Raw genomic sequence first — 25,640 nt, 5'->3', positions numbered from 1 at the left:
GATGATTGATTGTCATATCCAACTCAAACAAGGGCAATTTGATCTTGATCAACGCTTTCAGTCTGATCAGTCCGTGATTGGTTTATTTGGGGCTTCTGGTTCAGGCAAAACTACGATCTTACATAGCATTGCAGGTTTAGTTACGCCGCAAGCAGGTTGGATCAAAATTAAAAATCAAACATGGTTTGATCAGGCACAGAAAATTAATCTGAGTACACAACAACGTCGTATTGGTCTTGTCTTTCAGGACGCGCAGTTATTTCCGCATAAAAACGTTAGGCAGAATCTATTGTTTGGATTTAAGCATATTCAACCGCAGCAACGTCAGTTTGAAGTGGATTATATTATTGAGTTACTCAAGTTAGAGCATCTGATTGAACGAATGCCCATCAAGCTCTCAGGAGGGGAAAAACAGCGTGTCGCATTGGGACGAGCATTGCTGTATTCACCACAATTGTTGTTATTAGATGAGCCACTTTCTGCATTGGATGCAGCACATAAAGCAGAGATCATTCCTTTTTTTCAAAGCGTCAAACAGGAATTGGGTATTCCAATGTTATATGTCAGCCATGATAAATCTGAGATTGAGCAGCTCACCCATGAAATCTGGTATTTATAAATAGCGCTGTAATAAAGCCAGAAATTTCTGTACTTCCTCATCATGGACATGATCAACATCTTTTAATAGTGGAAATTTATCATATTCAATAGATTGGGCTGACTAGAGTTGATTTGTGCATCAACGCTAGTGCAAATTTTTATACAAATAGGTATAGAACTAAACCAAAAAGTGCAGAAGCGAAAATCACATAAAGCACATTGATTTGGAATTTAAACAGCGCAATCATCGCAGCGATTGTGACGATTGCCGCTTCATAATTAAAAGCGTGATCGAAACCCTGTGGCCACAACACATGATAACTAAAGAAAAGTGCCAGATTGAGAATGACACCTACGACAGCAGCGGTAATTGCCGTAAGTGGTGCAGTAAATTTAAGTTCATTATGAGTGGATTCAATAATCGGAGCACCTGCGAGAATGAACACAAAGGAAAATAAAAAAGTAAACCATGTAACAATGACAGCACCAAATGCACCCGCCAAGAATAAATGATCTGCACCTAACAAGGCATGATTAAAGCCCCCTACAAATCCAACGAATGCAACCACCATAATCAGTGGGCCTGGAGTACTTTCACCCAATGCCAGCCCATCAATCATTTGGGTTGGACTGAGCCATGCATAGTGATTCACCGCACCTTGATACACATAAGGTAATACGGCATAAGCTCCACCAAATGTCAGTAATGCAGCCTTGGTAAAGAACCATGCCATTTGGGTATAAGCATGTTGCCATCCTAAGCTCAGGGTTAAACTGATGATTGGGATACACCATAAAAACGCTGCAATAACGAGGATTTTAGTCAGTTGAGTCCAACGGAAAATAGCATGTGCAGGAGGAGGCGTATCATCATCAATTAGGGCAGCACCATAATGTTTTTGCTTGCCTTGATGGGTGCTTTGAGTTGCAAATAAGTGTGGTTGCTTTTTACTCAGTAAATAGCCCAGTATCGCGGCACTCAATATAATCAATGGAAAGGGAATATTGAAGAAAAAGATCGCGATAAAAGCAGAAGCGGCAATCAAATATAAGAAATTGTTTTTGAGTGAGCGACTGCCAATTCGATAGGTTGCATGAAACACAATCGCCGTGACTGCAGGTTTGATGCCATAAAATAATCCAGCAATAATTGGCACATCACCAAACTGTACATAAATCCATGACAAGGCAATTAGAATAAATAAAGAAGGCAGCACAAATAGAATGCCTGCAACTAAGCCACCTGCGGTTCGATGCATCAACCAACCAATATAAATGGCGAGTTGTTGTGCTTCAGGGCCAGGTAAAAGCATGCAATAGTTGAGTGCATGTAGGAATCTTTTTTCAGAAATCCAACGTTTCTGTTCGACCAGTTCTTGGTGCATCACTGCAATTTGACCTGCTGGCCCCCCAAAACTAATAAAGCCTAATTTCAGCCAAAATAAAAAGGCTTGCCAAAAAGGAATAGAGTCCAGAGCTTTTATTGGATCAGATTGCTGCATAATTATTCTCAGATAAACCGTATAGTCAGCATACATGCCGCCGAGCGCGGTAGTGAATATTTGCGAGAATTTAAAATTACAAGAAAAGGCATTTCCAGTTCTCTTTTATCTGCGCTTGGAAATTTCTAGACCGTTTGATTCTTAGGCATTAAGTAAAATGATCTCTTGTTTATAAACCGAAGGCGCTTGCCCTGTCCAGCGTTTAAAGGCACGTCGGAATTCACGTAATTCGCTAAAACCCAGTTGCAGGCTAATCTCACTCATGGACAGGTTTTGTCCCAGTAATTGTTTGGCTTTACGCTCCAAGACATTTTGTCGGATTTGTTGAAAACTCAAGCCTTCTAATAATAATTGCCGTCTTAAATGGCGTTCGCTGATGCGTAAATGTTCCGCAGCTTGCTGCATCTCGAAACGTTCAGGTAAGTGCTGTTCAATCAAGTGGTCAAGTAAATGCACATAGCCGACCTGATTGAGCTGATCAATTTCTTTTAGTGCCTGTTCACAGATTTGTATTGCAGTTGCGTAGTTGATTGGGCTGTAATTTTTTAAGCTGCGCTGCAACAGGCTAGTGCTAAAAAGCATGATATTCCTGTCACGGTTAAATTGAATTGGGCAGCCAAAGATATCATTATATTGCTGTTGATATTCGGTTGGTAAATAGCTGAGCTCAAGACTGATCACATCATCATGATCACCTAGCATTGCATTTAAACAGGTGATGATGCTGCTGAATAATTCATCATAGAAAAAGGCTTTGAGGTCTAAACATGGATGAGATTCAGTCACTTCCAATTCACAAACATCACCCTGAATTTTAAAGTCGATATTGAGTACACTGCCCGAAATACGATGGTAGCGCAGTGCAATATCTAGAGCATCTGCAACGGTTTTACAGGATTGCATGGCAAAGCCCAAAATCCCCATCGAAATCAGACCTTCGCTACTGCCAAGCTTTAAGCCTAGGTTAGGTTGTTGATAGGTGGTCATGGCTTGACCAACCACATCACAGAGTTGGCTAAAACGGACCACAGCTTGGGTTTGCTGTATTTGTGCAATGTCTAAACCTGAATTCTGAAACCATGCAGCATAATCCCACTGTTGCTGCTCTGCATAATGGATCAGACTCGCCAGAATGGTGGGTGGAATAAATTGCTGTTGATCATTTTTATCGCTGCTACGTATAGGCATAAGTCCGTTTTGCCCCCCAAAGAAAAGTCTCTTTAACCCTGTTGCGTATCGCATAATTTTGATTAACTTTCAACATGCTTTAACACAGTTAGAAAAAGAATCGAAAGGAAGTCGTGATGTATCAGGTGGGTTGGGATAAACAACAAATCAAAATTACACCGAAAGGCTATGCCATGTTTGGTTATGGACAATGGTCACATCGTGCCTATGAACAGCGCACAGCGTTATATGCACGTAGCTTTACTATTGTTGATCAGCAACAGCATCGGCTCATTATCTGCTGTCTGGATTTAGGCTGTATTACCCATGCGATGCGTAGCCAAACCGTAGAGAGACTCATCGAAACTCTAGGTTCAGCATTTGATGAAAATCAATTGGTCCTCATGGCAACCCATACTCACTCAGGACCTGGCGGTTGTGGCTATGAAGCTTTATACAATATGCCAACCCCTGGTTTTGTGCCTGAACATTTAACTGCCATTGTTGAGGCGATTGTATTGAGTATTCAAAATGCGATTGCATCTGAACAAGACACCGAGATTTTTTTAGGGACGCAGCATTTTCCAGAACAGACACCTGTCGCATGGAATCGTTCAATCAAAGCCTATAATCGGAATCCAGAAGTTCAGCCACGTACCGAAGCTGAAACGCATTTAGCCTTGAACAGAGAAATGCAGTTGATCGGTTTCTATCGTGAGCAAAAGTTACAATCCTTTATTTCATTATTTGGTGTCCATGCAACCTGTTTGGGAAATTCTTTAAACGCCTATGATGGCGATAATAAAGGCTATGCAGCCGTATTCTCTGAGCAGGCTTTAATTGAGCAAGGGATTCAAAATCCAGTCACGATTTTTGCTCAAGCAACTGCAGGGGACGTATCACCGCATTTTCATGGCAAAGATCAGCTGAAGATTCGCAATAAAATTAAAGGCGAGCAGGAATATCAATACGCACAACAAAATGGTCGTTATCAAAGTGAGCTGGCTTTGACGGCTTTACAGTCCAATATTCCTAAAAATTTACATAAAGTTGAAGGCAAGATCGATGCTGTTTTGTCCTATGTTGATCTGAGTAATATTGAGATTCCAGATGAGTTTGCAGCGGGGCATAAGCATGCAAAAACCAGTCAGCCTTGTCATGGCACCGCATTTTTTGCAGGCACGCCTGTCGATGGTTTAGGTGCGCCAAAAGTTTTAATTAAAGGGATGCAGTTTTTAGCCGATCAATTTCGCAGACAGAAAACCAAGCATTCAAAAGCAGCTGATTTTGCAGACTATCAGCAGTTGTATGCCTCTCAAGGACCAAAACAGATCTTACTGGAAGCAGGTGCTAAAAAGATTTTAGGTCAGCCGATTGGTTTTCCACCGAGTATGCTTGATCCGTTGATTGCAGAAATGAACCGACAAGTGAAAGCGGGGGCGATTCAGCAGAGTCCTTTAGTCCCGAGCGTTGTTCCATTACAGATTATACGATTAGGTCAATTGGCTTTGATTTGCTGTCCAGGCGAATTTACCACCATCGCAGGGCAGCGTGTGGTTGACACCGTCAAGCAGACGCTTGCTACACAGGCGTCAATAGAGAGGGTCTGGTTGGCATCGTATTGCAATGATTATATGGGTTATGTCACGACCTATGAAGAATACCAACAACAAGCTTATGAGGGTGGGCATACCTTATTTGGTCAATGGACATTGGCAGCTTGTCAGAGCAAATTCAAAGATTTGGCAAAACAATTGTTGTTAGAAAAAAATAAACGTCATTACGATGAAATGACACGACCACAGCCGATTCCAGAAAACGAACTCGCAAAACGCAGCAATCATGGCAATTTAAAAACTGCCGTTAGCCAAGGAGAGGCAGTATGAGTGATTTAACACAAGGCATTTGGACAAACTGGTCAGGCTTTCAAAAAGCCAAGCCACAACAGATTTTACAACCAGTCAATATTCAAGAATTACAGTCGATTGTTTATGAACAGCAAAAAATAAGAGTCGTGGGTGCAGGGCATTCCTTTACGCCGTTGGTGTGTACCGATGCGACCTTAGTATCTTTAGATCGAATTTCAGGTGTTGCATCTTTCGATGTAGAACACTGTCAGAGCAGTATTTATGCGGGTACACGTTTATACGATTTAGATCAGCATTTACAGCAGCAATCCATCAATCAGGCTTTGATGAATCAAGGAGATATTGATCAGCAAAGTCTGGCGGGTGCAGTTTCTACAGGCACACATGGCACAGGTGCAGATTTACATTGTATTTCAGCCTATGTTGAAGCTTTTGAGTTATTGACGGCATCTGGTGAAATCCTAAAATGCAGTCGCACAGAGAACTCTGAAATCTTTGCCGCAGGGCGGGTTTCTTTGGGTAGCTTGGGAATCTTAACCAAGATCACTATGCAGAATCGACCTCGCTATAAGCTGAAAGAGCATATTCAACTTTGTCTAGTCGAGGACATGATGCAAAACATTCAGCAATGGAAGCATCAGCATCGACATATCGAGTGTTTTGTATTTCCCCATGAAAAGCAGTTGATGTTGAAAACTTTGGATGAAACCGATGCAGCAATTTTACCTCGGAAAGAGAATTTCCCATCGGATGATACCTTACTGACCTTATGCTCTGAGTTGACCAAAAACTTTCCATCACTAAATCCTTATTTACAGAAACTATTAGGCATCTTTGTCAAACCAACCACCTATGTCGATTGGTCGAGCAAGATATTTCCAACACCGCGTAATACCAAGTTCAATGAAATGGAGTATCAGATTCCCGTTGATCGTGGAATTGAGTGTTTGGATGAAATATTGCATGCTTTAAGAACGTATAAAGTCGCCACCTTTTTTCCGCTCGAATTTCGCTTTGTGAAAGGTGATGATATTTGGCTCAGTCCTTTTTATCAGCAGGACTCGATTTCGATTTCAGTGCATCAATATCATAAGCAAGACCCGAAGTTGATTTTTGATGTGGTTGAACCGATTTTGCAGAAATATCGAGGGCGTCCGCATTGGGGTAAAATGCATCATATGACCAGCACACAGCTTCGAGCTTTATATCCAAAGTGGGATGATTTTATGGCTTTGCGTCAGCAGCTTGATCCAGAAGCTAAGTTTTTAAATCCCTATCTGGAAAAGCTGTTTTTAGGTTAGTTCTAACTTGGGTTGGACTTAAATATTTATTTAATTTATTGAAAAATAATTAACTTTACGGAGTCTTGCCGAGTTTTTATCTATTTTAGGATAAGCCACTTCGTCTTGCGCTTCACCAAAGCTTTAGTCGCTTTGGCTTGCTCAGGCTGGCCTTACTTTGGTTTCGCCCAAAGTAAGCAAAGGCATTGTCATCTACAAAACCTGTTTTCTACTTGCATCTATTTAGTTTTATCGCAGATACATTATCTTTTTTATACCATGCAGGTTGTAGATGACTTTTTCGCGTATCAAATTACATGTAAATTTTCTTTGATTGAAAAAGGTATAGCCATGTTGGATCATTATTTTAAACAACTCAATCTTGACCTAAAAAAACAGGGGATTGCGACCCCGCAACTTATTGTAGATGCGGCTGCGTTAAAACAAAATATCCAACATGTACAACTGCGTTTGTCACATGCACCACATTTAAAAGCACGCTTGGTAGTGAAATCATTAGCAAGCCTAGAATTACTTAAGTTGCTATCTGAACAACTGAATACGCAACGCTTTATGGTATTTCATCAACCGCATATTGTTTCGATCTTAGAAAATTTTGCCGAAGCCAATATTTTGTTGGGTAAACCAATGCCCGCTCAAGCAGTCCATCAATTTTTTGATCAGCATGCGGAGTGGTCAAATGCCAACATTCAGTGGCTGATTGATACCAAGCAACGCTTACAACAGTATCTTGAGATTGCTCAGCTCTATGCACTATCTTTGCATGTGAATATTGAGATTGATGTTGGTTTGCATCGTGGTGGCGTGCAATCGGCAGCACAGATGGTCGAAATATTAAAGTTGATTCAACAGTATCCGCAGTATTTAAAGCTTTCTGGTTTAATGGGCTATGATGCACATGTCACTAAAATTCCAGCCATCATTAAAAAACCTGAATTGGCTTATCAAAGCTCACAGCAGACCTATGCCGATTACCAAAAGCTAATTAAACAGCAGTTTCCATCGCTGTGGAGTGATGCGCTGTGTTTTAATGGCGGTGGTAGTCCAACCTTTAGCTTTCATACCACTGAAAGTGTCTGCAATGATTTGTCTTTTGGTTCAATGCTCGTAAAACCAAGTGATTTTGACAGTGATTTTTTAAAGGCTTTACAGCCTGCTTTATGGATTGCATCGCCAGTCTTAAAAGTTTTACCTTTTACCCAGCTGCCATCAATGTCTTTACTCGATAAATTGCCACATAAGTATAAGGCACTGTTTATTTATGGCGGCTATTGGCTAGCGAATTATGTCTATCCAAAACAAGCACATCCACATGCATTGTATGGGCGAAGTAGTAATCAGGAGTTGGTCAATGTACCCAGAGCCTGTGACATTCAAGTCGATGATTTTGTCTTTTTAAGACCCACCCAAAGCGAGGCGGTAATTCCGCAATTTTCAACTTTAAAGCTCTATCAGCAATCTGCTTTTATAACATGGCAAAGCTTTCGGGAATAAAAAAACCTTGTGCGATCACACAAGGCTTTGCATTTTGTCTCAGTTTATTGTTTGACAATCAGCACAGGAATATGTGATTCCGTTAAAACAGCACGCGCTACACTACCCAGTAATAAGCGTTTTACGCCTGTACGACCATGTGAACCCATAATAATAAGGTCTGCGCCAATTTCATCAGCTATAAAAATAATGCCTTCACTCGCTGCACCATGCTGAATTTTGGTTTGAACCTCAATTCCATCGCGAATGAAAGATTGAGCAATATCTTGTAGTTGGGTTTTAGCATGCGCTTCAGCCTGCATAAAATGATCGGTAATGGCTGGTGCAACTTGATAAAAATCAACACCGATATATGGATCAACAGCTACCACGCTGAGTACAGTCACTTTTGCCCCTGATAATTTTGCTAAAGACAGTGTATGTTCAACTGCTGCATAAGAAATTGGAGAATCATCAACAGCGACTAAAATATTTTGATAAGACATATTTACTCCTTATAGTTTATCGTTGTAAAAGATAAAAGTATAAGCAGTTGATAACACATTAAACCCACTCTAGCAAATGGGATGATCATCTAAAACCTATGATAACGCTGAAAATAATCTAGAAATATAGGAAATCCCTCAGCAAACTATGGGTCTAAGAGAATCTCTGTATTTTTGTAATTTTTCTTCATATTTATCGGCATAGGAACATCCGTGTTACTCAGTTTAGAAGCCTTCAAACAACAAAAATTTGATCAAGTCGCAGCAAAAATTATGGCTGATCCAGAGAGTTATCTCGCATTTGACTCAGTTTCAGATTTTTATAAAGCTGAATGGCTAGATGAGTTTCCACAAGGGGCGACATGGTCTGCTACAGGATTAGATGATGGCGCTGAGCAGTTTTATGCAGTCATCGAATATGGCAATCACTATCTCTATATCAGCCGAACGGAGCGAGTAACGGTAAAATTAGGTATAAGACATCATTACAATAAAAATTATTAATCTGGGCAGTCATTAATTTTTACATGTTCAGATTTTGTGATTGAAATGAGAATGATATAATTTGCTGCGATGATAAAACCTTAATTAAAACTAAACGGAAATTTAAAAAATGGCACATCAATTTACGGTAAATGAAACAATTCATGGCGTTTCAATTGAAGATTTTTCAAGATTAGTTGCTATGACTTCATTGCATGAAGCAGTATGTAAGCGTATTCCTGGTGAGAACTTAGAAATTATTGAGTCTGCTGTAAAAGGTGATATTTATACCTTACGTCGTGAATATAATCTTGATGTGAATATCCCAGATGTGGCTAAAAAATTATTAAAAAATGCATTCCGTTTAAAACGTTCTGATATTACTGATTTAAAAAATTTAACCTCAACTGTAGAGCTAGGCGCAAACTTACCTTTAGAAGCAAAAGCTGAACGTAAGGTAACAGGTAACGGTAACCAAGTAGACATTACTCTGACCTGGACGGTAAAGGTGAAAGTACCTTTGATCGGTGGAATGCTTGAAAAGCATGCAGAGGGCGAAATTCGCAAGTTTAGCCAGCTTGAGATTGAAATTGTTGAGGATGAATTAAAGAAAAACCTTTAATTTAGATGCGATAAAAGAACTCTCCGTAAGGGGAGTTTTTTATTTTCATAAGCGTAGAAAATAGGGCAGAAGCGCAAGAATGACACCAACCGCACTGAGTAAAGCGGTACTTTCTATAAAGTAAGGATAAATCATTAGAATCAGGCCACAGGCAAGGGGCACGGTCATTTTCTGCTTTTTGCCATACATAAAATAGCCTAAGCCAATCGAGCCAAAGATGACACCTAGAATAAGTGGAGTTGCATTCATTGGGCTTTGTTGCACAAAGATTTGAAATGCAAAGCGCCCCTAATTGAGCCAAATTTAAGGCGTAACTTGGGTAAGTGGTCGACCTAATTCCGTAAATCTGTTAAGGACTGCTACACGTGCATCGATTTCATTCACTTGGCTATCAAAACTCCTTGCACTGAGTTTATCTCCTAATAATTTGATGCAATGCATCTTAGTTTCAACCAAACTTCGCCGATGATAGCCTGACCATTTTTTCCATAGTGTCCTGCCTAAACGTTTAATTGTTCGAAGTAATTCATTTCGCTCTAGCGAGCTATTCTTTGTATCTTTCCATGGTTTCGCATTTTTTCTAGGTGGAATCACCGCATGCGCTTGCCGATCTGCAATGACCTGACGGCATTGCTTGGTGTCATAAGCTCCATCGGTATAAACAGAGTCAATCCGCTCATCTTGTGGAATCTGATTAAGTAAATCACCAAGCACCTGTGAATCACTGACATTATTGGTTGTGAGCTGAACTGCTCGTATTTGTAGGGTTTTGGCATCTATACCAATATGAAGTTTACGCCATTGGCGACGATATTCAGGTCCATGTTTCTTGCGTTTCCATTCGCCCTCACCTAGAAACTTCATGCCTGTAGAGTCCATGAGTAGATGCAGCCCATCGCTACTTTTTTGGTAGCTGATTACAATATCAATATGCTTTTGTCTTCTACAAAGCGTGGTGTAATCTGGAGCTATCCAATTTAATCCGCAAAGTTTAATCAGACTTTGCACAAAGCCAGTGACCATACGTAAAGACAGACGGAATAAGGATTTAATCATTAAGCAGCATTGGATGGCTGCGTCGGAGTAGGTTTGATTTCGCCCTTGTTTGCCTTTTGATGGCGCATACCATTGCGTAGCAGGATCAAACCAAATGGTAATATTTCCGCGACTCATGAGTGCTCGGTTATATGCGGGCCAATTGCTTGTGCGGTAGATTTTGTGTGTAGGCTTCTTCATTTGAAAATTATATCGATGAAAAAGCCTGTACAGATAGGTTTGTGCAACAAAGCCTGTTGTATGTACTACCTCTATATTTAATCAAACAATCGAATCATCTAAATTTGGTGCTAACCAACGCTTCGCTTCATCGAGTGTCCAGCCTTTACGTTTTGCATAATCCTCAAGTTGATCCTGAGAGATTTTGCCCACATTAAAGTATTCACTTTGAGGATGTGAATAATAGAAACCACTGACAGAAGAAGGCGGCATCATGGCAAAGTGTTCAGTCAACTTCGTACCAATCTTCGCTTCTGAACCTAACCATTCAAATAACACCGCTTTTTCAGAATGCTCTGGGCAAGCAGGATAACCTGGCGCAGGACGAATACCGACATATTTCTCTTTGATCAGTTCTTCATTACTCAACGTTTCATCTGCTTTATAGCCCCAGAACTCTTTACGAATACGTTCATGTAAATGTTCTGCAAAGGCTTCGGCAAAACGATCGGCCAAAGACTGAACCAAGATTGCTGAATAATCATCACCTTTGGCTTTATATTCATTTGCCAATTCTTCAGCACCAAAGATCGATACCGTAAAACCACCGAGATAATCCGTATTGTCTTTGGAAGTACTAATATAATCCGCTAAAGATAAGTTCGGTTTACCTGTGACTTTGTCAGACTGCTGACGCAAGTGTTCAAAAGTATGTGTGACATTCTGTGCTGTTTCATCAAACACGCTGACAGTATCTGCACCTGTACGTTGAGCAGGGTATAAACCAAATACAGCACGGGCATCGAAACGATTATTCTCGATAATGTCTTTCAGCATCGCTTGTGCTTGGTTATATAAATCAGTGGCTGCTTCACCAACAACTTCATCTGTCAGGATTTTCGGGAATTTACCCGCCAAGCTCCAAGAGATAAAGAATGGCGTCCAGTCAAAATATTCAACCAATGTTGCCAATGGATAATTGGTAATGACTTGCGTACCTAAAGTATTTGGAATTGGTGGCACATAGTTATCATCCACCTTGAAACCATTTTCAATCGATTCGGCATAACTGAGTTTGGCCGCTTTCGGTTGTTTATTTGCTAAACGTTCACGAATCTTGGCATATTCAGCACGATGCTCTGCAATAAAGTTACCGCGCATTTCAGGAGAAAGTAGGGTGGTTGCGACACCCACTGCACGTGAAGCATCCGCGACGTAAATTACTGCATCATTTGAATATTGAGGATCAATTTTAACTGCGGTGTGTGCTTTTGATGTGGTTGCACCACCGATCAATAAAGGAATATTAAAACCTTTACGTTGCATTTCTTTGGCAACAAAGACCATTTCATCCAAAGAAGGGGTGATCAAACCTGACAAACCAATGATGTCACATTTCTCATCTATTGCCGTTTGCAGAATTTTTTCTGCAGGTACCATTACGCCGAGGTCAACGATGTCATAACCATTACAACCCAAGACAACACCCACAATATTTTTACCAATATCGTGTACGTCACCTTTTACCGTTGCCATCAGGACTTTACCTTTAGATTGTCCTTCTGACTTCTCAGCTTCAATGTATGGGTTGAGCCATGCTACAGCTTGTTTCATGACGCGTGCAGATTTAACGACTTGAGGAAGGAACATTTTTCCTGAACCAAACAGGTCACCGACCACGTTCATGCCGTCCATTAATGGGCCTTCGATCACATCAAGCGGACGTTTTGATTTTAAACGTGCCTCTTCAGTATCTTGATCGATATACGTGGTAATACCTTTAACTAAAGCGTATTCAAGACGTTTTTCGACAGACTCATTACGCCATTCAAGATTTTCAGCTTCTTTGGCTGCGCCTCCATGACTACGATATTTTTCTGCAACTTCAAGTAATTTTTCAGTGGCTTCCTGTCCACTTTCCCCCTGATTTTGATTGAGGATAACGTCTTCAACCGCATCTTTCAGTTCTTTTGGAATATCGTCATAGATTGCCATTTGACCAGCATTGACAATACCCATGGTCATGCCTTGTTTAATGGCATGGTAAAGGAATACAGAGTGAATCGCTTCACGCACTGGCTCATTACCACGGAAGGAGAACGAAACGTTTGAGACACCGCCTGAAATCATGGCGTGCGGCAAGTTTTGTTTAATCCAGCCTGTCGCTTCAATAAAGTCAACGCCGTAGTTATTATGTTCTTCAATCCCCGTAGCAACTGCAAACACGTTCGGGTCAAAAATAATATCTTCGGCAGGGAAACCCACTTCATTGACTAGAACATCATAAGAACGTTTACAGATTTCGCGCTTACGTGCAGCAGTATCTGCCTGACCTGTTTCATCAAATGCCATGACAATAATCGCAGCACCGTACTGACGGCATAAACGCGCTTTTTCGACAAACTCGTCATAACCTTCTTTCAATGAAATTGAGTTAACAACAGGTTTACCTTGTACGCATTTCAAGCCTGCTTCAATGATTTCCCATTTCGATGAGTCAATCATGATCGGCACACGTGAGATATCTGGTTCAGAAGCGACAAGGTTAAGGAAATGCACCATCGCACCTTGCGAATCGAGCATCCCTTCATCCATGTTGATATCAATGATCTGCGCACCAGCTTCAACTTGTTGCTGAGCGACTTCTAAAGCTTCTGCAAAATTTTCTTCACGGATGAGACGAAGGAACTTTTTTGATCCTGTAACGTTAGTACGTTCACCAACGTTTACGAATAAAGAATCATCATAAATATTAAATGGTTCTAAACCACTCAAACGGCAAGCATGAACAGTCTCAGGAATTTTACGTGGTGGAATATCTTTAACAGCTTGGTAGATCGCACGGATATGGTCTGGTGTGGTACCACAGCAACCACCAGTAATATTGATCAAACCACTCTCAGCAAATTCTTTAATAAAGGCTGCGGTTTGTTCTGGGGTTTCATCATACTCACCAAATGCATTCGGTAAACCAGCATTAGGATGGGCTGAAACAAAGGTATCTGCAACGTCAGAAATCGTTTTAACGTGAGGGCGCATTGCATCTGCACCCAATGCACAGTTAAAACCAATTGACAGCAAATCACCATGACGCACTGAGTTCCAGAATGCTTCAGCAGTTTGACCTGTCAATGTACGACCTGAGGCATCTGTAATCGTACCTGAAATCATCAATGGAAGTTCATAACCGATTTGCTTAAAGACTTCTTTGACCGCAAAGATTGCCGCTTTACAGTTCAATGTATCGAAAACTGTTTCGATCAATAGAATGTCAGCACCACCTTCAATTAAGGCGTGTGTTGCTTCGATATAATTTTCTTTTAGTTCATCGAAAGTAATATTACGGAATGCTGGATCATTGACGTTCGGTGAGATCGAACATGTACGTGATGTCGGGCCGAGCACACCTGCCACGAATCGTGGTTTATCAGGGGTAGAGTATTTATCACACGCCGCTCTCGCGAGACGTGCTGCTTCACGGTTGATCTCAGGTACAAGATCTTCCATGTGATAATCTGACATTGAAACACGTGTACCATTGAAGCTGTTGGTTTCAATAATGTCTGCACCAGCATCCAAATAAGCTTCATGGATACCCTGAATAATCTGCGGTTGAGTCAGTACTAAAAGATCATTATTACCTTTGAGATCAGAAGCCCAATCTGCGAAACGTTCACCACGATAATCTTCTTCTTCTAATTTATGGCGTTGAATCATGGTTCCCATTGCACCATCAATAATCAAGATGCGTTGGGCGAGAAGAGATTTTAGGGTGGCAAGCGTGGACATAAGGAACCCCAGTATATGGCAAATATAAAAAGCTGAGGCATTGTAACAGAAGAGAACAGAAAGCGCGTATTTTCAACAACACAGAGCACTGATTCTTCAGTTCAATTTTGATGTGTCACAAAACCTTCATTAATTTGTAATAATTATGAGGAATAATGCTCCAAAAACCAGCGAATGAACTGAAATATGACAAATTGATGTCATATTTTGTAGCATTTGTTGCAAAATCAGACAAACAGTTTTTAAGACTTTTTGTTTTTATATCATATTGTATTTAAAGGGATATTTAATTTAATAGATTAAAGATTAGAACAAAAAAACATCACAAAATGAGCTGAAATGATGAAATATCAGCTTTATATGACATCTCTTTGTCATATAATTGTCATAATTTAATTAAACAATACAGGGGATTTTTTTATCCTCTAACCGTCTACATGAATTCTAATATTCCTCCTGTTTCGGATTCACCGCTTGCCAATTCTTCGGCAAAATCGACGAATGTACATGTACCTACACCGAAATTCTTTATGCCGGTGTTTTTGACGATCATTGTTTCAACACTTATATATATTGGATTTCAGGTGAGTGCTGATTTAGCGCATGTACCACCTTTGAGTTTATATTCAGTTATTCTTTTGTCTACGGCATTATTCATTGCCTTAGGTTTTGAGTTTGTAAATGGTTTTCACGATACAGCGAATGCTGTAGCAACCGTAATTTACACCAATGCCTTACCTGCACCTGTTGCAGTGATGTGGGCTGGCTTCTGTAACTTTCTTGGAGTTATGGTGGCAAGTGGAGCAGTTGCTTACGGAATTATTGCATTACTTCCAGTTGAAATGATCATGAATGTCGGCAGTGGTGCTGGCTTTGCTATGGTTTTTGCACTGTTGATTGCAGCGATTCTGTGGAACTTAGGAACTTGGTTCTTAGGTATTCCTGCATCAAGTTCTCATACTTTGATCGGTTCGATCTTGGGTGTGGGGATTATGAATCACTTGTTAAATGCATCCACTGGAGCGACCAGTGGCATTGATATGGATCAAGTCATCAAAGTCGGGAAGGCATTGTTATTTTCTCCTTTGATCGGTTTTGCATTTGCAGCAATTGTATTCTTACTGGTTAAAACAATCTTTAAGCGCCAATTGGAATTGTTCCAACCTCCTGTTGGTAACAAACCACCACCACCACTTATTCGTGCGATTTTAATCTTTACCTGTACGGGTGTAAGTTTTGCGCACGGTTCAAATGATGGTCAAAAAGGCATGGGCTTAATCATGTTGATTTTGATTGGTTTAGTTCCTTTGGCTTATTCATTGAATAAAAACTTAGATGCTCAACATCTACAATCATTCGAACAGCTTTCGGCTCAAACAGCGACCGTGTTGAATGTCAATCAGAATGAATTATCTGATGAAAAAGCTCGTGAAGTTTTGACGAAATTTATTCAAACCAAAGAGCAAACCCCAGAAGTTGTTCCTGCTCTTGCAAGCATGACCTCTCATTTGGGTGATCGTGTAGCGACTTATGGCAACTTAAAGGATATTCCTGAAGCTGCTGTGAGTGAAATTCGTAATGATATGTATTTAAGTACAACGACATTTAAACGTTTAGATAAAGCAGATGCTTTACCTGAAATGAATAAAGACCAAGCCAAAGTGGTAAAAGAATACCGTAGTAATCTTGATTCATTCCTACAATACATTCCAAATTGGGTTAAAGTTGCGGTGGCACTTGCGCTTGGCTTAGGTACGATGGTGGGGTGGAAGCGTATTGTTGTGACTGTCGGCGAGCGTATTGGTAAGAACCATATGACTTATGGTCAAGGGATGTCTGCTGAGCTTGTTGCAATGACAACGATTGCTGCTGCTGATGGTTTAGGTATGCCAGTTTCAACAACTCACGTTCTAAACAGTGCTGTTGCAGGTACCATGGTGGCAAACAGATCAGGTTTGAACTTCGCAACAGTGAAGACAATACTTTCTGCATGGATTTTTACCTTACCAGCGACGATTTGTTTATCTGGTGGTTTATACTGGTTATTCTTACAGTTTGTATCATGATTTGATTTACTTTAAAGCCAAATCATGTAAAAGCTTTGCCTCGGCAAAGCTTTTTTTATGGGTCATAAGATAGCGATAGATATGGACACAAACCAAGAATATTAGGCTCTAACTCAAGTCAATCTGTTCTAATTTGAATGCCTGAATGCCTGAATGCCTGAATGCCTGAATGCCTGAATGCCTGAATGCCTGAATGCCTGAATGCCTGAAGTAATGATTGTTCCTAAATAAGCGAAGAAGATCTACGTGAACCTATTACAAAAAGTTTTATTCCCCAAACGAGGAATATTTTTATTCTTGATTATCCGCTAAGATAACTGAGATATACAGTTTACTTAACTGCCTGTTTAGATCTATTTAAAAATATAGGCAATCTAAATTAGGGTTTACACTCCGCCATTCTCCAAAATAGAGAGTGGCTTTTTTTATTTCTATCTCTAAATATCGAAAAAAAAGAGCTGTCGAAACAGCTCTTTACATGTATTACGTGAGTTCAATTCAATTAAGCTTGTTGAATTCCAGCAACAACCCAATCCTGTTGTGAACCAGCAGGTTTAACAAAATGCCAAATTTCGGTGAAAGGTTGCGGCAAGCTGTTTAAATCTTCGCTTACTGTTCCTGTAAAACGCACGCTGACAACATATTGACCATTTTCAGTTGCAGTGTCTGCCACCATTGCATTCAGGTTACTAAATTCAGCAACATCCTGATCCTGATTGGCCATGATGTCCTGATACATTGAATTAAAAAGCTCAGGTGTTAAATAACGACGAATTTCTTCAACATTACTTGCACTATTGATAGATTGAATGTGGTTGAAACGCTGACGTGCAACACGCAGGAATGCAGCAGGTTCAGTACCATCAGGTAGTTGATTGCCACTACTCATTGATGCTCCGCCAAATGCTGCTTGAGGAGGAGCCGTACCGCCACCGACAGATTGACCAAAAATATTGGTATTGTCACCTGCAGGCGCTGTATTTTGGCGGCCAAAATTGTTTTGACCGCTGTTGTTTGGAGCGTATGGATTATTGGCTGCTAATTTTTTTTTTGCGCCTAATTTGCGGAATACAAAGAAGGCGATAGCAGCTGCAAGAAGAACCCAAAGCCAGCTAGGAATGCCGCCTTTTTCTTCTTGTTGAGCTTGTTCAGCAGCTTGTTGTTCTGTTGCAGTTGGATTCTTATCATCAGCAAGCGCATTTGCAGCAACAGCACCTACAGCAGCACCTGCTACACCAGCAGCAACCATTGAACCTACACCAGGACCTGATTTTTGAGTCGTCGTAGTTTTAGTTGTAGGTTGTTGGTACGATTGAGTTGTAGTTGGCTGGGATTGAGTCGTCGTTGTTGAACGAGTCATACCATGACTTTTGCCACCGCCCGCACGTTTAGCTTCTGCAACTGGTGCTGCGACCAAAGTTGCCATCAATAAAGCTGCCATCAAGCCACGCTGGTGTACTTGCATCGAAAATTCCTATTTAATTCCAAGATGTAAGTGTATTTATGAAGGTATTCGTTGATAATTTCAACTAAAAAAGTATGTTTTTTTATGTCAACTCTTCACTCAATTGCATTGCTTCAGTGAGAGCTTCATGTAAGCGTGCAACGGCAATGATTTGAACGCCATCAATAGTTTTTTGCGGTGCATTAGCTCTTGGTAAAATGATATATTTAAAGCCATGCTTGGTCGCTTCTTTTAATCTTTCTTGACCATTCGGTACAGGACGAATCTCACCAGATAGTCCAACCTCACCAAAAACTGCCAATTGTTGTGGCAGGGCTTTACCTCTTAAACTTGATGCACAAGCCAATAAAACCGCAAGATCAGAGCCAGTCTCGGTAATCTTTAAACCACCTACTACATTGACATAAACATCTTGTCCTGAGGTTTGTACACCACCATGACGATGCATCACTGCAAGTAACATATTCAAACGGTTTTGTTCTAAGCCAAGTGCCACTCGACGTGGTTGCCCGTGTGCATCATCAACTAAGGCTTGAACTTCGACTAGGAGAGGGCGCGTTCCTTCACGGCTGATCATGACAATTGAACCCGGAATCGCTTCATCATAACGACTGAGAAAAATTGCAGATGGATTGGCAACTTCCCGAAGTCCTTTGTCGGTCATGGCAAAGACACCAAGTTCATTCACTGCTCCGAAACGGTTCTTGACTGCACGAATCATACGATATCGAGAATCCGACTGACCTTCGAAATACAGTACGCAATCCACCATATGTTCAAGCACACGTGGTCCAGCTAAAGCACCTTCTTTAGTTACATGCCCCACGATAAATAACGCTGTTCCGCTATTTTTAGCAAAACGAGTAAGTAAGGCAGCAGACTCACGGATTTGTGAAACTCCACCTGGAGCAGATTGCAGAGTTTCTGTATATAGGGTTTGAATTGAGTCAAGAATGGCCACAGCAGGACGCTCTTGCGCGAGAACTTCACAAATACGTTCCACGCAAGTTTCAGCCATAACTCTGAGTTGGTCTGTAGGCAGATCTAAACGTTGAGCACGTAAGGCAACTTGTGAAAGTGATTCTTCACCTGTGACATAAAGAGCTGAACTTTTCTTACTAGCCATGTGAGTTGCGGTTTGCAATAAAATTGTTGATTTACCAATACCAGGATCACCACCAATCAATACAACAGAGCCTGTAACCAAACCGCCACCGAGTACACGATCGAATTCACTGATCCCTGTTTGCAGACGAGTTTCATGTGAAATTGAGATTTGATTAAGGGTTGTGATATTAGCACTTTGACCAGCATAACCACCGCCCATTTTAGGCTGAGCTCTATGACTAACTGTTGGTTCCAGTCGAACTTCTACTAGGCTATTCCATTCGCCACACTCAGAACATTGACCAGCCCATTTAGAATGATCTGCACCACATTGTTCACATCGATAAACAGTTTTAATTTTTGCCATATATAAAATTGAAAATTTGCGATAAATTAGTTAAAAAGTAGAGTAATTACGGAAAAGATCAATATCGTTCATTTTCTTGATAAGGAATTAAGATTAAACGGTGTTTTCGTAATTGACTGGTTAAAGGGAAGTGCTCAGAAAAATAACACGATATAAGACTTTTACAAGTAAGATATAGTCGGTTTTTGAGTCGGAAATTCTTTAAATTCACTTTTTCCACGGAAGGTCTTTGAGCATTTGCTCATTTGTTGTCATAAGAATTATATTGAATGGCATAAATATTGCTGGTGCTCAGAAAAATGAAAATGTATCAATTGATATATTTTTAAATTATACAAAAGGTTGATGTTTATGAGTGCAGCAGAAATTGTTGATTGGATAAATGGTATTATTTGGAGCAAAGCTCTGATCTATTTATGTTTAGGTGCAGGTTTATTTTTCTCCTTCCTAACAAGGTTTGTTCAAGTTCGTCAGATCAAAGATATGATAAGCCTCCTCATTAAAGGAGGCTCATCGGCACAAGGTATTTCTTCGTTTCAAGCACTCGCTGTTTCACTCTCAGGTCGTGTTGGTGTAGGTAATATTGCAGGTGTAGCAGCAGCAATTGGTTTTGGTGGGCCAGGTGCGGTCTTCTGGATGTGGCTTGTTGCATTTTTAGGAGCGAGTACTGCTTATGTTGAATCAACCTTAGGTCAAATTTATAAAGTTGAATATCAAGGACAATATCGTGGTGGACCCGCTTTTTATTTTGATAAAGGACTAGGTCAGCGTTGGTTGGGTATTTTATTTGCGATTGCCGCGATCATTTCATGTGGTTTGTTTTTACCCGGTATTCAAGCAAATGCAGTAGGTAATGCTTTCACACAAATCACAGGTGAAGGTGCAATTGTTTTTGGAAATGTCGGCACTTATAAACTACTCGCTTTAGTTGTGATTGTAACACTACTTGCAGTCATCATTTTTGGTGGTATCAAACGTATTGCAAAATTCGCTGAATTTGTAGTGCCGTTTATGGCGGCTGGCTATATTGTAATGGCATTAATTATTGTCTTTATCAATATCGATAAGTTACCTGGTGTGATTTCCTTAATTTTCGCTGATGCCTTTTCTCCTATGGCAGGTCTGGGTGCTGCAATTGGTTGGGGAGTAAAACGTGGCGTGTATTCTAACGAAGCAGGTCAGGGTACAGGACCACATGCCGCTGCCGCAGCTGAGGTAGAGCATCCTGCTCAACAAGGTTTAGTACAAGCATTCTCAATTTATATCGATACTTTATTTGTTTGCTCTGCTACTGCATTTATGATTCTTATTACTGGAATGTACAATGTTCAAGGTACTCTAGAAGCAGGTCAATTTATTGTACAAAATGTTGCCGCCACGGCTGAAATTGGCTCTCCTGCGTTTACTCAAATGGCAGTAAGTACAGTATTTGGTGGTTTTGGACAAATCTTTGTTGCATTAGCTGTATTCTTCTTCGCATTTACAACGATTGTTGCGTATTACTATATTGCTGAAACCAATATTACTTATTTAAGTTATATTACTAAAACTCCATCTTTATTATTTATCACCAAATGCTTCATCATTCTTTCTGTTTCATATGGTGTAATCAGTGCAACAGGTTATATTTGGGGAATTGGAGATATCGGTGTAGGTTTAATGGCTTGGATTAATATCATTGGTATTATTGTCACTTACTTCATTTGGAAACCAACGATTAAAGCGTTGAGAGATTATGAACAGCAGCAAAAAGCAGGTGTTAAAGAGTTTACTTTTGATCCAGTAAAACTTGGTATTCGTAACGCCACCTTTTGGGAAGATCGTATTAAGAATAAACAAAACTAATATCATAATAAATTAAAGTAAATATCTAGATATAAAGGCAGCCTTAAGAGGCTGCTTTTTATTGCCTAATTTTTAAGCTATTGAAAAATATAGAGTCAAAAAAGTGCATTGAGTTGGTACATCCTTGTGCGTATGATCAGATCCATTTGTATTTAACTTGAAATGTTGAGTTGTACAGACAGAAAATTGGCTAGCTAAAACATCATCAAAGCAATTTACAATGCAAGAAGATGCCATTAAATGGTGCGAATTGTCATTTTGATTTGAGCATTAGCTAACAAACGAAAAATACTTGAGAGTTTTTGTAAAAATGTCGAATCAAAATTTAGGTGAGGCCAACGAGCAAAGTGAGCTTCACCGTAGTCTATCTAATCGACATCTTCAACTGATTGCAATTGGTGGAGCAATCGGAACGGGATTGTTTATGGGGTCAGGCAAAACCATTAGTTTAGCTGGACCATCTATTTTATTCATTTATGGCTTGATCGGTATCATGGTGTTTTTCGTCATGCGTGCTTTAGGTGAATTACTCTTATCGAATTTAAAGTATAAATCTTTTATTGATTTATCCACTGATTTAATCGGTCCTTGGGCGGGTTATTTTGTTGGATGGACGTATTGGCTATGTTGGGTCACGATTGGTATTGCCGACCTATCAGCCATTATTTACTATCTTGAATTTTTCAATGGGGGTGAGTCATTTACTCCATTGGGCGGATTGTTGATTAGTTCTGTTGCGATTCTATTTGTACTTGGGTTGAACCTTGTCACCGTAAAATTATTCGGTGAAATGGAATTCTGGTTTGCAATGGTTAAAATCACAGCAATTATTGTCTTAATTGCGGTTGGTTTGTGGATGATCTTTACGGGGTTCACTAATGCTGCGGGTACAACGGCGAGTATTAGCAACTTGTGGACACATGGTGGTATGTTCCCTAAAGGGTTAGATGGCTTCCTCGCGGGCTTCCAAATTGCAATTTTCGCCTTTGTCGGTGTAGAGCTGGTCGGTACAACCGCTGCTGAAACACAAGATCCACAACGTAACTTACCGAAAGCGATTAACTCAATTCCAATTCGTATCATTATTTTCTATGTATTGGCATTGTTCGTGGTGATGTGTGTAACACCTTGGGATCAAATTAACCCCAAAGTCAGCCCATTCGTAAACATCTTCTCACAAGCAGGTATTGCTTCTGCGGCGATTATTATGAATTTGGTGGTGTTATCTTCAGTGATGTCATCAATGAATAGTGGTGTATTTTCGACTAGTCGTATGCTATTTGGTTTATCAACTCATAAGCAAGCACCAAAATTATTTGGTAAATTGTCTAAATCTGCCGTTCCTTCAAAAGCATTGGTTTTCTCATCAATCTGTATCTTTATTGGTGCATTTGTACAGTTCATTTATAAAGTACAGACGGGAACCAATGATGAAGTGACAGCGTTTACTCTAGCAACCACTTTATCAACCATCCTGTTTATCTGTGTGTGGATTGTGATTATGTGGAGTTACATTAACTACCGCAAAAACCGTCCTGAGTTACATGCACAATCAACCTTTAAACTTCCTGGTGGCGTGTTTACTTGTTGGGTGGTTATTTTATTCTTCCTTGCAACGATTTATTTCCTTGCTTTGGACGAAACCACTTTAGAGTCACTTAAAGTTAGCCCAATCTGGTTTGTTATTTTGGCAATTGGTTATTTCTTAAATAAAAAGAAGTAAGCAGTTGAAGAAGTAATGAACAAGAACGTCGGCATCTAAGTCGGCGTTTTTTTATGGATATTGTTTTATTCCTTCAAGTTTAGACTTTAGCCAATCTGATGATCACGTTATACTGCTCCGAATTGTAAAAGTTAGGTGCTCAGATGCGTCAAGTCATTTGTTCGATCGGTTTATTATTCAGTAGTGTGGTACTTACTGCATGTGGTCAGTCAGGGGCATTGCAATTACCTTCTGATATCAATCATGACAAACGTGCAAAATACCTGCTTTATAAAAATGAAACGTCTCAGGCTAAAACGTCATCTGATGATGTGAAAGCTGAAAACCAAGCAGCAACATCTTCAACAGTATCACAGACAACCTCACCTTAAGTTTGTAAATAAGGACATCTTCATGAGTTTCACTCGCATTAATGGAGTATTGCATGCTGAGCAATGTTCATTAGATCAGCTCGCACAGCAATTTGGCACGCCTTTATATGTTTACTCAAAATCTACATTTGAGAAGCATTATTTAGATATGCATCGTGCTTTTGATTTTATTGATCATCAAATCTGTTTTGCAGTGAAGTCAAACTCAAATATCGCTGTTCTGAATGTATTAGCAAAACTTGGTGCAGGTTTTGATATTGTGACGGGTGGGGAACTAGCACGTGTTCTCGCAGCAGGTGGTGAACCTTCAAAAATTGTATTTTCTGGTTTAGGTAAATCTGAAGCTGACATTGAAAAGGCTTTGACCGTAGGTATTGCATGTTTCAATGTTGAATCTCATGCTGAACTTGATCGGATCCAAAAAGTAGCCGCAAAATTAGAAAAAAAAGCCCCGATTTCATTACGTGTAAACCCAGATGTCGATGCGAAAACTCATCCCTATATCTCAACAGGTTTGAAAGAAAACAAGTTTGGTATTCCAAGTGATACGGTCAATGAGACTTATCAATATGCGGCGTCATTACCAAATCTTGAGATTGTCGGTATTGACTGCCACATCGGTTCGCAATTGACAGAAACCAAGCCTTTTGTTGATGCGCTTGATCGGGTCATTGTGATGATTGAACAGTTGAAAGGTCTGGGCATCAACCTCAAACATATTGATATTGGTGGTGGTCTAGGCGTTTGTTATAAAGATGAAACTCCGCCAAGTGTTGAAGAGTATGCTAATTCAATGCGTCCAGCTTTAGAAAAGCTCGGTCTCAAAGTGTATATGGAACCAGGACGTAGTATTTCTGCCAATGCAGGTGCATTACTCACCAAGGTGGATTTACTCAAGCCGACGAATCATCGTAACTTTGCCATTATCGATGCAGCGATGAATGACTTAATTCGCCCAGCTTTATATGAAGCGTGGATGGATATTCAGTCAGTCAATCCAAATCCTGATGTTGAAGTTAAAACTTGGGATTTAGTTGGTGCAATCTGTGAAACAGGTGATTTCTTGGGTAAAGAGCGTGATTTAGCACTTCAAGAAAATGATGTCCTTGCTGTATTAGGTGCAGGTGCCTACGGTTTTGTAATGAGCTCGAACTACAACACGCGTGGTCGTGCTGCCGAAGTTATGGTGAGTGGTGATCAAGCCTATGTAATTCGTGAGCGTGAAAGCATAGAATCACTTTGGGAAAAAGAACGTTTATTGCCTGAGGAGTAAATTGAGATGTATTTAGAATTTACCAAAATGCATGGTTTGGGCAATGATTTTATGGTTGTAGACCTGATTACCCAGCGTGCTTATTTAGATACTATCACTATTCAGCGCTTAGCCGATCGTCATTTTGGTGTGGGTTTTGATCAACTGTTGATTGTTGAACCACCTGATTTTCCTGATGTTGATTTTAAATATCGAATTTTTAATGCTGATGGTTCGGAAGTAGAACAATGTGGTAATGGTGTACGTTGTTTCGCTCGCTTTGTACATGAGCGTCAACTGACGACCAAAACTAAAATTCGTGTACAAACTAAAGCGGGTATTGTTGAGCCTGAATTGGGTGCCAATGGGTGGGTGCGTGTAAATATGGGACCACCAAAATTTCTTCCAAAAGAAATTCCATTTCTTACCCAAGAACATGAAGATATTGAAGGCTTATACGCATTAGAACTTGCAAACAATCAAAGTATCAATATTGATGTTGTGAACATGGGGAATCCTCATGCTGTGACTATCGTACCTGATGTATTAACTGCTGATGTTGAGCGTATTGGCCCACAAGTAGAATCACATACACGGTTCCCTTCACGGGTGAATGCTGGATTTATGCAGATCATTGATGAAAAGCATATTCGTTTACGTGTGTTTGAACGTGGTGTCGGCGAGACTTTAGCCTGTGGTACAGGGGCTTGTGCAGCAGCGGTTAGTGGTATGCGCCGTGGTTTACTTGCCAATGAAGTTGAAGTTCAGCTTGCAGGTGGTAAGTTGCATATCGCTTGGCGTGAAGGTGATGTGGTTTGGATGACAGGTCCAACCACGCATGTCTACGATGCGCGATTGGATTTACGATATTTCCAAGGTTAATCTTGGAATCAGTAGACATTCCTAAATGGAGTGTCT

General features: G+C 40.3%; 20 protein-coding genes. 12 read left to right on the top strand and 8 right to left on the bottom strand.

What is annotated here, in order from left to right; genetic code table 11:
* Position 1: 1 nt before the first annotated feature.
* Complete coding sequence (locus CDG55_RS10570; protein WP_087537201.1) at positions 2 to 619, top strand: ATP-binding cassette domain-containing protein; 618 nt, start codon at positions 2 to 4, stop codon at positions 617 to 619.
* A gap of 139 nt (positions 620 to 758) precedes the next feature.
* Here CDG55_RS10570 and chrA read toward each other — a convergent pair whose 3' ends face one another.
* Complete coding sequence (gene chrA / locus CDG55_RS10560) at positions 759 to 2,102, bottom strand: chromate efflux transporter (RefSeq protein WP_087537200.1); 1,344 nt, start codon at positions 2,100 to 2,102, stop codon at positions 759 to 761.
* A 141-nt stretch (positions 2,103 to 2,243) separates the two neighbouring features.
* Positions 2,244 to 3,344, bottom strand: a complete 1,101-nt coding sequence (locus CDG55_RS10555; RefSeq protein WP_087537199.1) for an AraC family transcriptional regulator — start codon at positions 3,342 to 3,344, stop codon at positions 2,244 to 2,246.
* A 62-nt stretch (positions 3,345 to 3,406) separates the two neighbouring features.
* On the opposite strand from CDG55_RS10555, the gene CDG55_RS10550 reads away from it, so the two are divergent.
* From CDG55_RS10550 to CDG55_RS10540, 3 genes are all read left to right on the top strand, one after another.
* Complete coding sequence (locus tag CDG55_RS10550) at positions 3,407 to 5,155, top strand: neutral/alkaline non-lysosomal ceramidase N-terminal domain-containing protein (RefSeq protein WP_087537198.1); 1,749 nt, start codon at positions 3,407 to 3,409, stop codon at positions 5,153 to 5,155.
* Complete coding sequence (locus CDG55_RS10545) at positions 5,152 to 6,438, top strand: D-arabinono-1,4-lactone oxidase (RefSeq protein ID WP_087537197.1); 1,287 nt, start codon at positions 5,152 to 5,154, stop codon at positions 6,436 to 6,438. The genes CDG55_RS10550 and CDG55_RS10545 overlap by 4 nt, the downstream gene beginning before the upstream one ends.
* 330 nt (positions 6,439 to 6,768) lie before the next feature.
* Complete coding sequence (locus CDG55_RS10540) at positions 6,769 to 7,932, top strand: alanine racemase (RefSeq protein ID WP_087537235.1); 1,164 nt, start codon at positions 6,769 to 6,771, stop codon at positions 7,930 to 7,932.
* 44 nt (positions 7,933 to 7,976) lie between these two features.
* On the opposite strand, the gene CDG55_RS10535 is transcribed toward CDG55_RS10540, so the two are convergent.
* On the bottom strand, positions 7,977 to 8,417 hold the full coding sequence (locus CDG55_RS10535; protein ID WP_087537196.1) for a universal stress protein: 441 nt from the start codon (positions 8,415 to 8,417) through the stop codon (positions 7,977 to 7,979).
* Positions 8,418 to 8,630: 213 nt separating this feature from the next.
* Between CDG55_RS10535 and CDG55_RS10530 the strand changes: the two genes are divergently transcribed.
* On the top strand, positions 8,631 to 8,921 hold the full coding sequence (locus CDG55_RS10530) for a hypothetical protein (protein WP_087537195.1): 291 nt from the start codon (positions 8,631 to 8,633) through the stop codon (positions 8,919 to 8,921).
* 109 nt (positions 8,922 to 9,030) lie between these two features.
* Positions 9,031 to 9,522 carry a DUF2505 family protein gene (locus CDG55_RS10525; RefSeq protein WP_087537194.1) on the top strand — a complete coding sequence of 164 codons (492 nt, stop codon included), beginning with the start codon at positions 9,031 to 9,033 and terminating at the stop codon, positions 9,520 to 9,522.
* Positions 9,523 to 9,567: 45 nt separating this feature from the next.
* Here the strand turns inward: CDG55_RS10525 and CDG55_RS10520 are convergent, their stop codons facing one another.
* The 3 genes from CDG55_RS10520 to metH all read right to left on the bottom strand — a co-directional run bounded on the left by CDG55_RS10520 (position 9,568) and on the right by metH (position 14,526).
* Positions 9,568 to 9,771, bottom strand: coding sequence for an amino acid transport protein (locus tag CDG55_RS10520; protein ID WP_087537234.1), 204 nt, complete (start codon positions 9,769 to 9,771; stop codon positions 9,568 to 9,570).
* A gap of 54 nt (positions 9,772 to 9,825) precedes the next feature.
* On the bottom strand, positions 9,826 to 10,758 hold the full coding sequence (locus CDG55_RS10515) for an IS5 family transposase (protein WP_111313924.1): 933 nt from the start codon (positions 10,756 to 10,758) through the stop codon (positions 9,826 to 9,828).
* Positions 10,759 to 10,839: 81 nt separating this feature from the next.
* Positions 10,840 to 14,526, bottom strand: coding sequence for a methionine synthase (gene metH, locus CDG55_RS10510; protein ID WP_087536370.1), 3,687 nt, complete (start codon positions 14,524 to 14,526; stop codon positions 10,840 to 10,842).
* 437 nt (positions 14,527 to 14,963) lie between these two features.
* On the opposite strand from metH, the gene CDG55_RS10505 reads away from it, so the two are divergent.
* The gene (locus CDG55_RS10505; protein WP_087536371.1) at positions 14,964 to 16,592 is read left to right on the top strand and encodes an inorganic phosphate transporter; all 1,629 of its coding nucleotides are present in this window, start codon (positions 14,964 to 14,966) and stop codon (positions 16,590 to 16,592) included.
* Between the two features lie 502 nt (positions 16,593 to 17,094).
* Here CDG55_RS10505 and CDG55_RS10500 read toward each other — a convergent pair.
* Entirely contained in the window at positions 17,095 to 18,057 is a 963-nt protein-coding gene (locus CDG55_RS10500; RefSeq protein WP_087536372.1) for a Tim44 domain-containing protein, read from the bottom strand.
* Between the two features lie 82 nt (positions 18,058 to 18,139).
* Entirely contained in the window at positions 18,140 to 19,531 is a 1,392-nt protein-coding gene (gene radA / locus CDG55_RS10495; RefSeq protein WP_087536373.1) for a DNA repair protein RadA, read from the bottom strand.
* A 351-nt stretch (positions 19,532 to 19,882) separates the two neighbouring features.
* Between radA and CDG55_RS10490 the strand changes: the two genes are divergently transcribed.
* The 5 genes from CDG55_RS10490 to dapF all read left to right on the top strand — a co-directional run bounded on the left by CDG55_RS10490 (position 19,883) and on the right by dapF (position 25,604).
* Positions 19,883 to 21,376 (top strand): alanine/glycine:cation symporter family protein, encoded by a 1,494-nt coding sequence (locus CDG55_RS10490; RefSeq protein ID WP_087536374.1) that lies wholly within the window; start codon positions 19,883 to 19,885, stop codon positions 21,374 to 21,376.
* A 310-nt stretch (positions 21,377 to 21,686) separates the two neighbouring features.
* Complete coding sequence (locus tag CDG55_RS10485) at positions 21,687 to 23,099, top strand: amino acid permease (RefSeq protein ID WP_087536375.1); 1,413 nt, start codon at positions 21,687 to 21,689, stop codon at positions 23,097 to 23,099.
* A 143-nt stretch (positions 23,100 to 23,242) separates the two neighbouring features.
* Entirely contained in the window at positions 23,243 to 23,470 is a 228-nt protein-coding gene (gene lptM / locus CDG55_RS10480; protein WP_004661075.1) for an LPS translocon maturation chaperone LptM, read from the top strand.
* 22 nt (positions 23,471 to 23,492) lie between these two features.
* On the top strand, positions 23,493 to 24,743 hold the full coding sequence (gene lysA / locus CDG55_RS10475; protein WP_087536376.1) for a diaminopimelate decarboxylase: 1,251 nt from the start codon (positions 23,493 to 23,495) through the stop codon (positions 24,741 to 24,743).
* A 6-nt stretch (positions 24,744 to 24,749) separates the two neighbouring features.
* A complete protein-coding gene (dapF, locus tag CDG55_RS10470; protein ID WP_087536377.1) occupies positions 24,750 to 25,604 on the top strand; it encodes a diaminopimelate epimerase in 855 nt (284 codons plus the stop codon).
* Positions 25,605 to 25,640: the final 36 nt, after the last annotated feature.

The sequence above is a fragment of the Acinetobacter sp. WCHA45 genome (assembly GCF_002165255.2).
Lineage (GTDB): Bacteria > Pseudomonadota > Gammaproteobacteria > Pseudomonadales > Moraxellaceae > Acinetobacter.
Note: the sequence above shows the minus strand (reverse complement) of the source record. Positions and strands in the feature narration are given on the sequence as shown.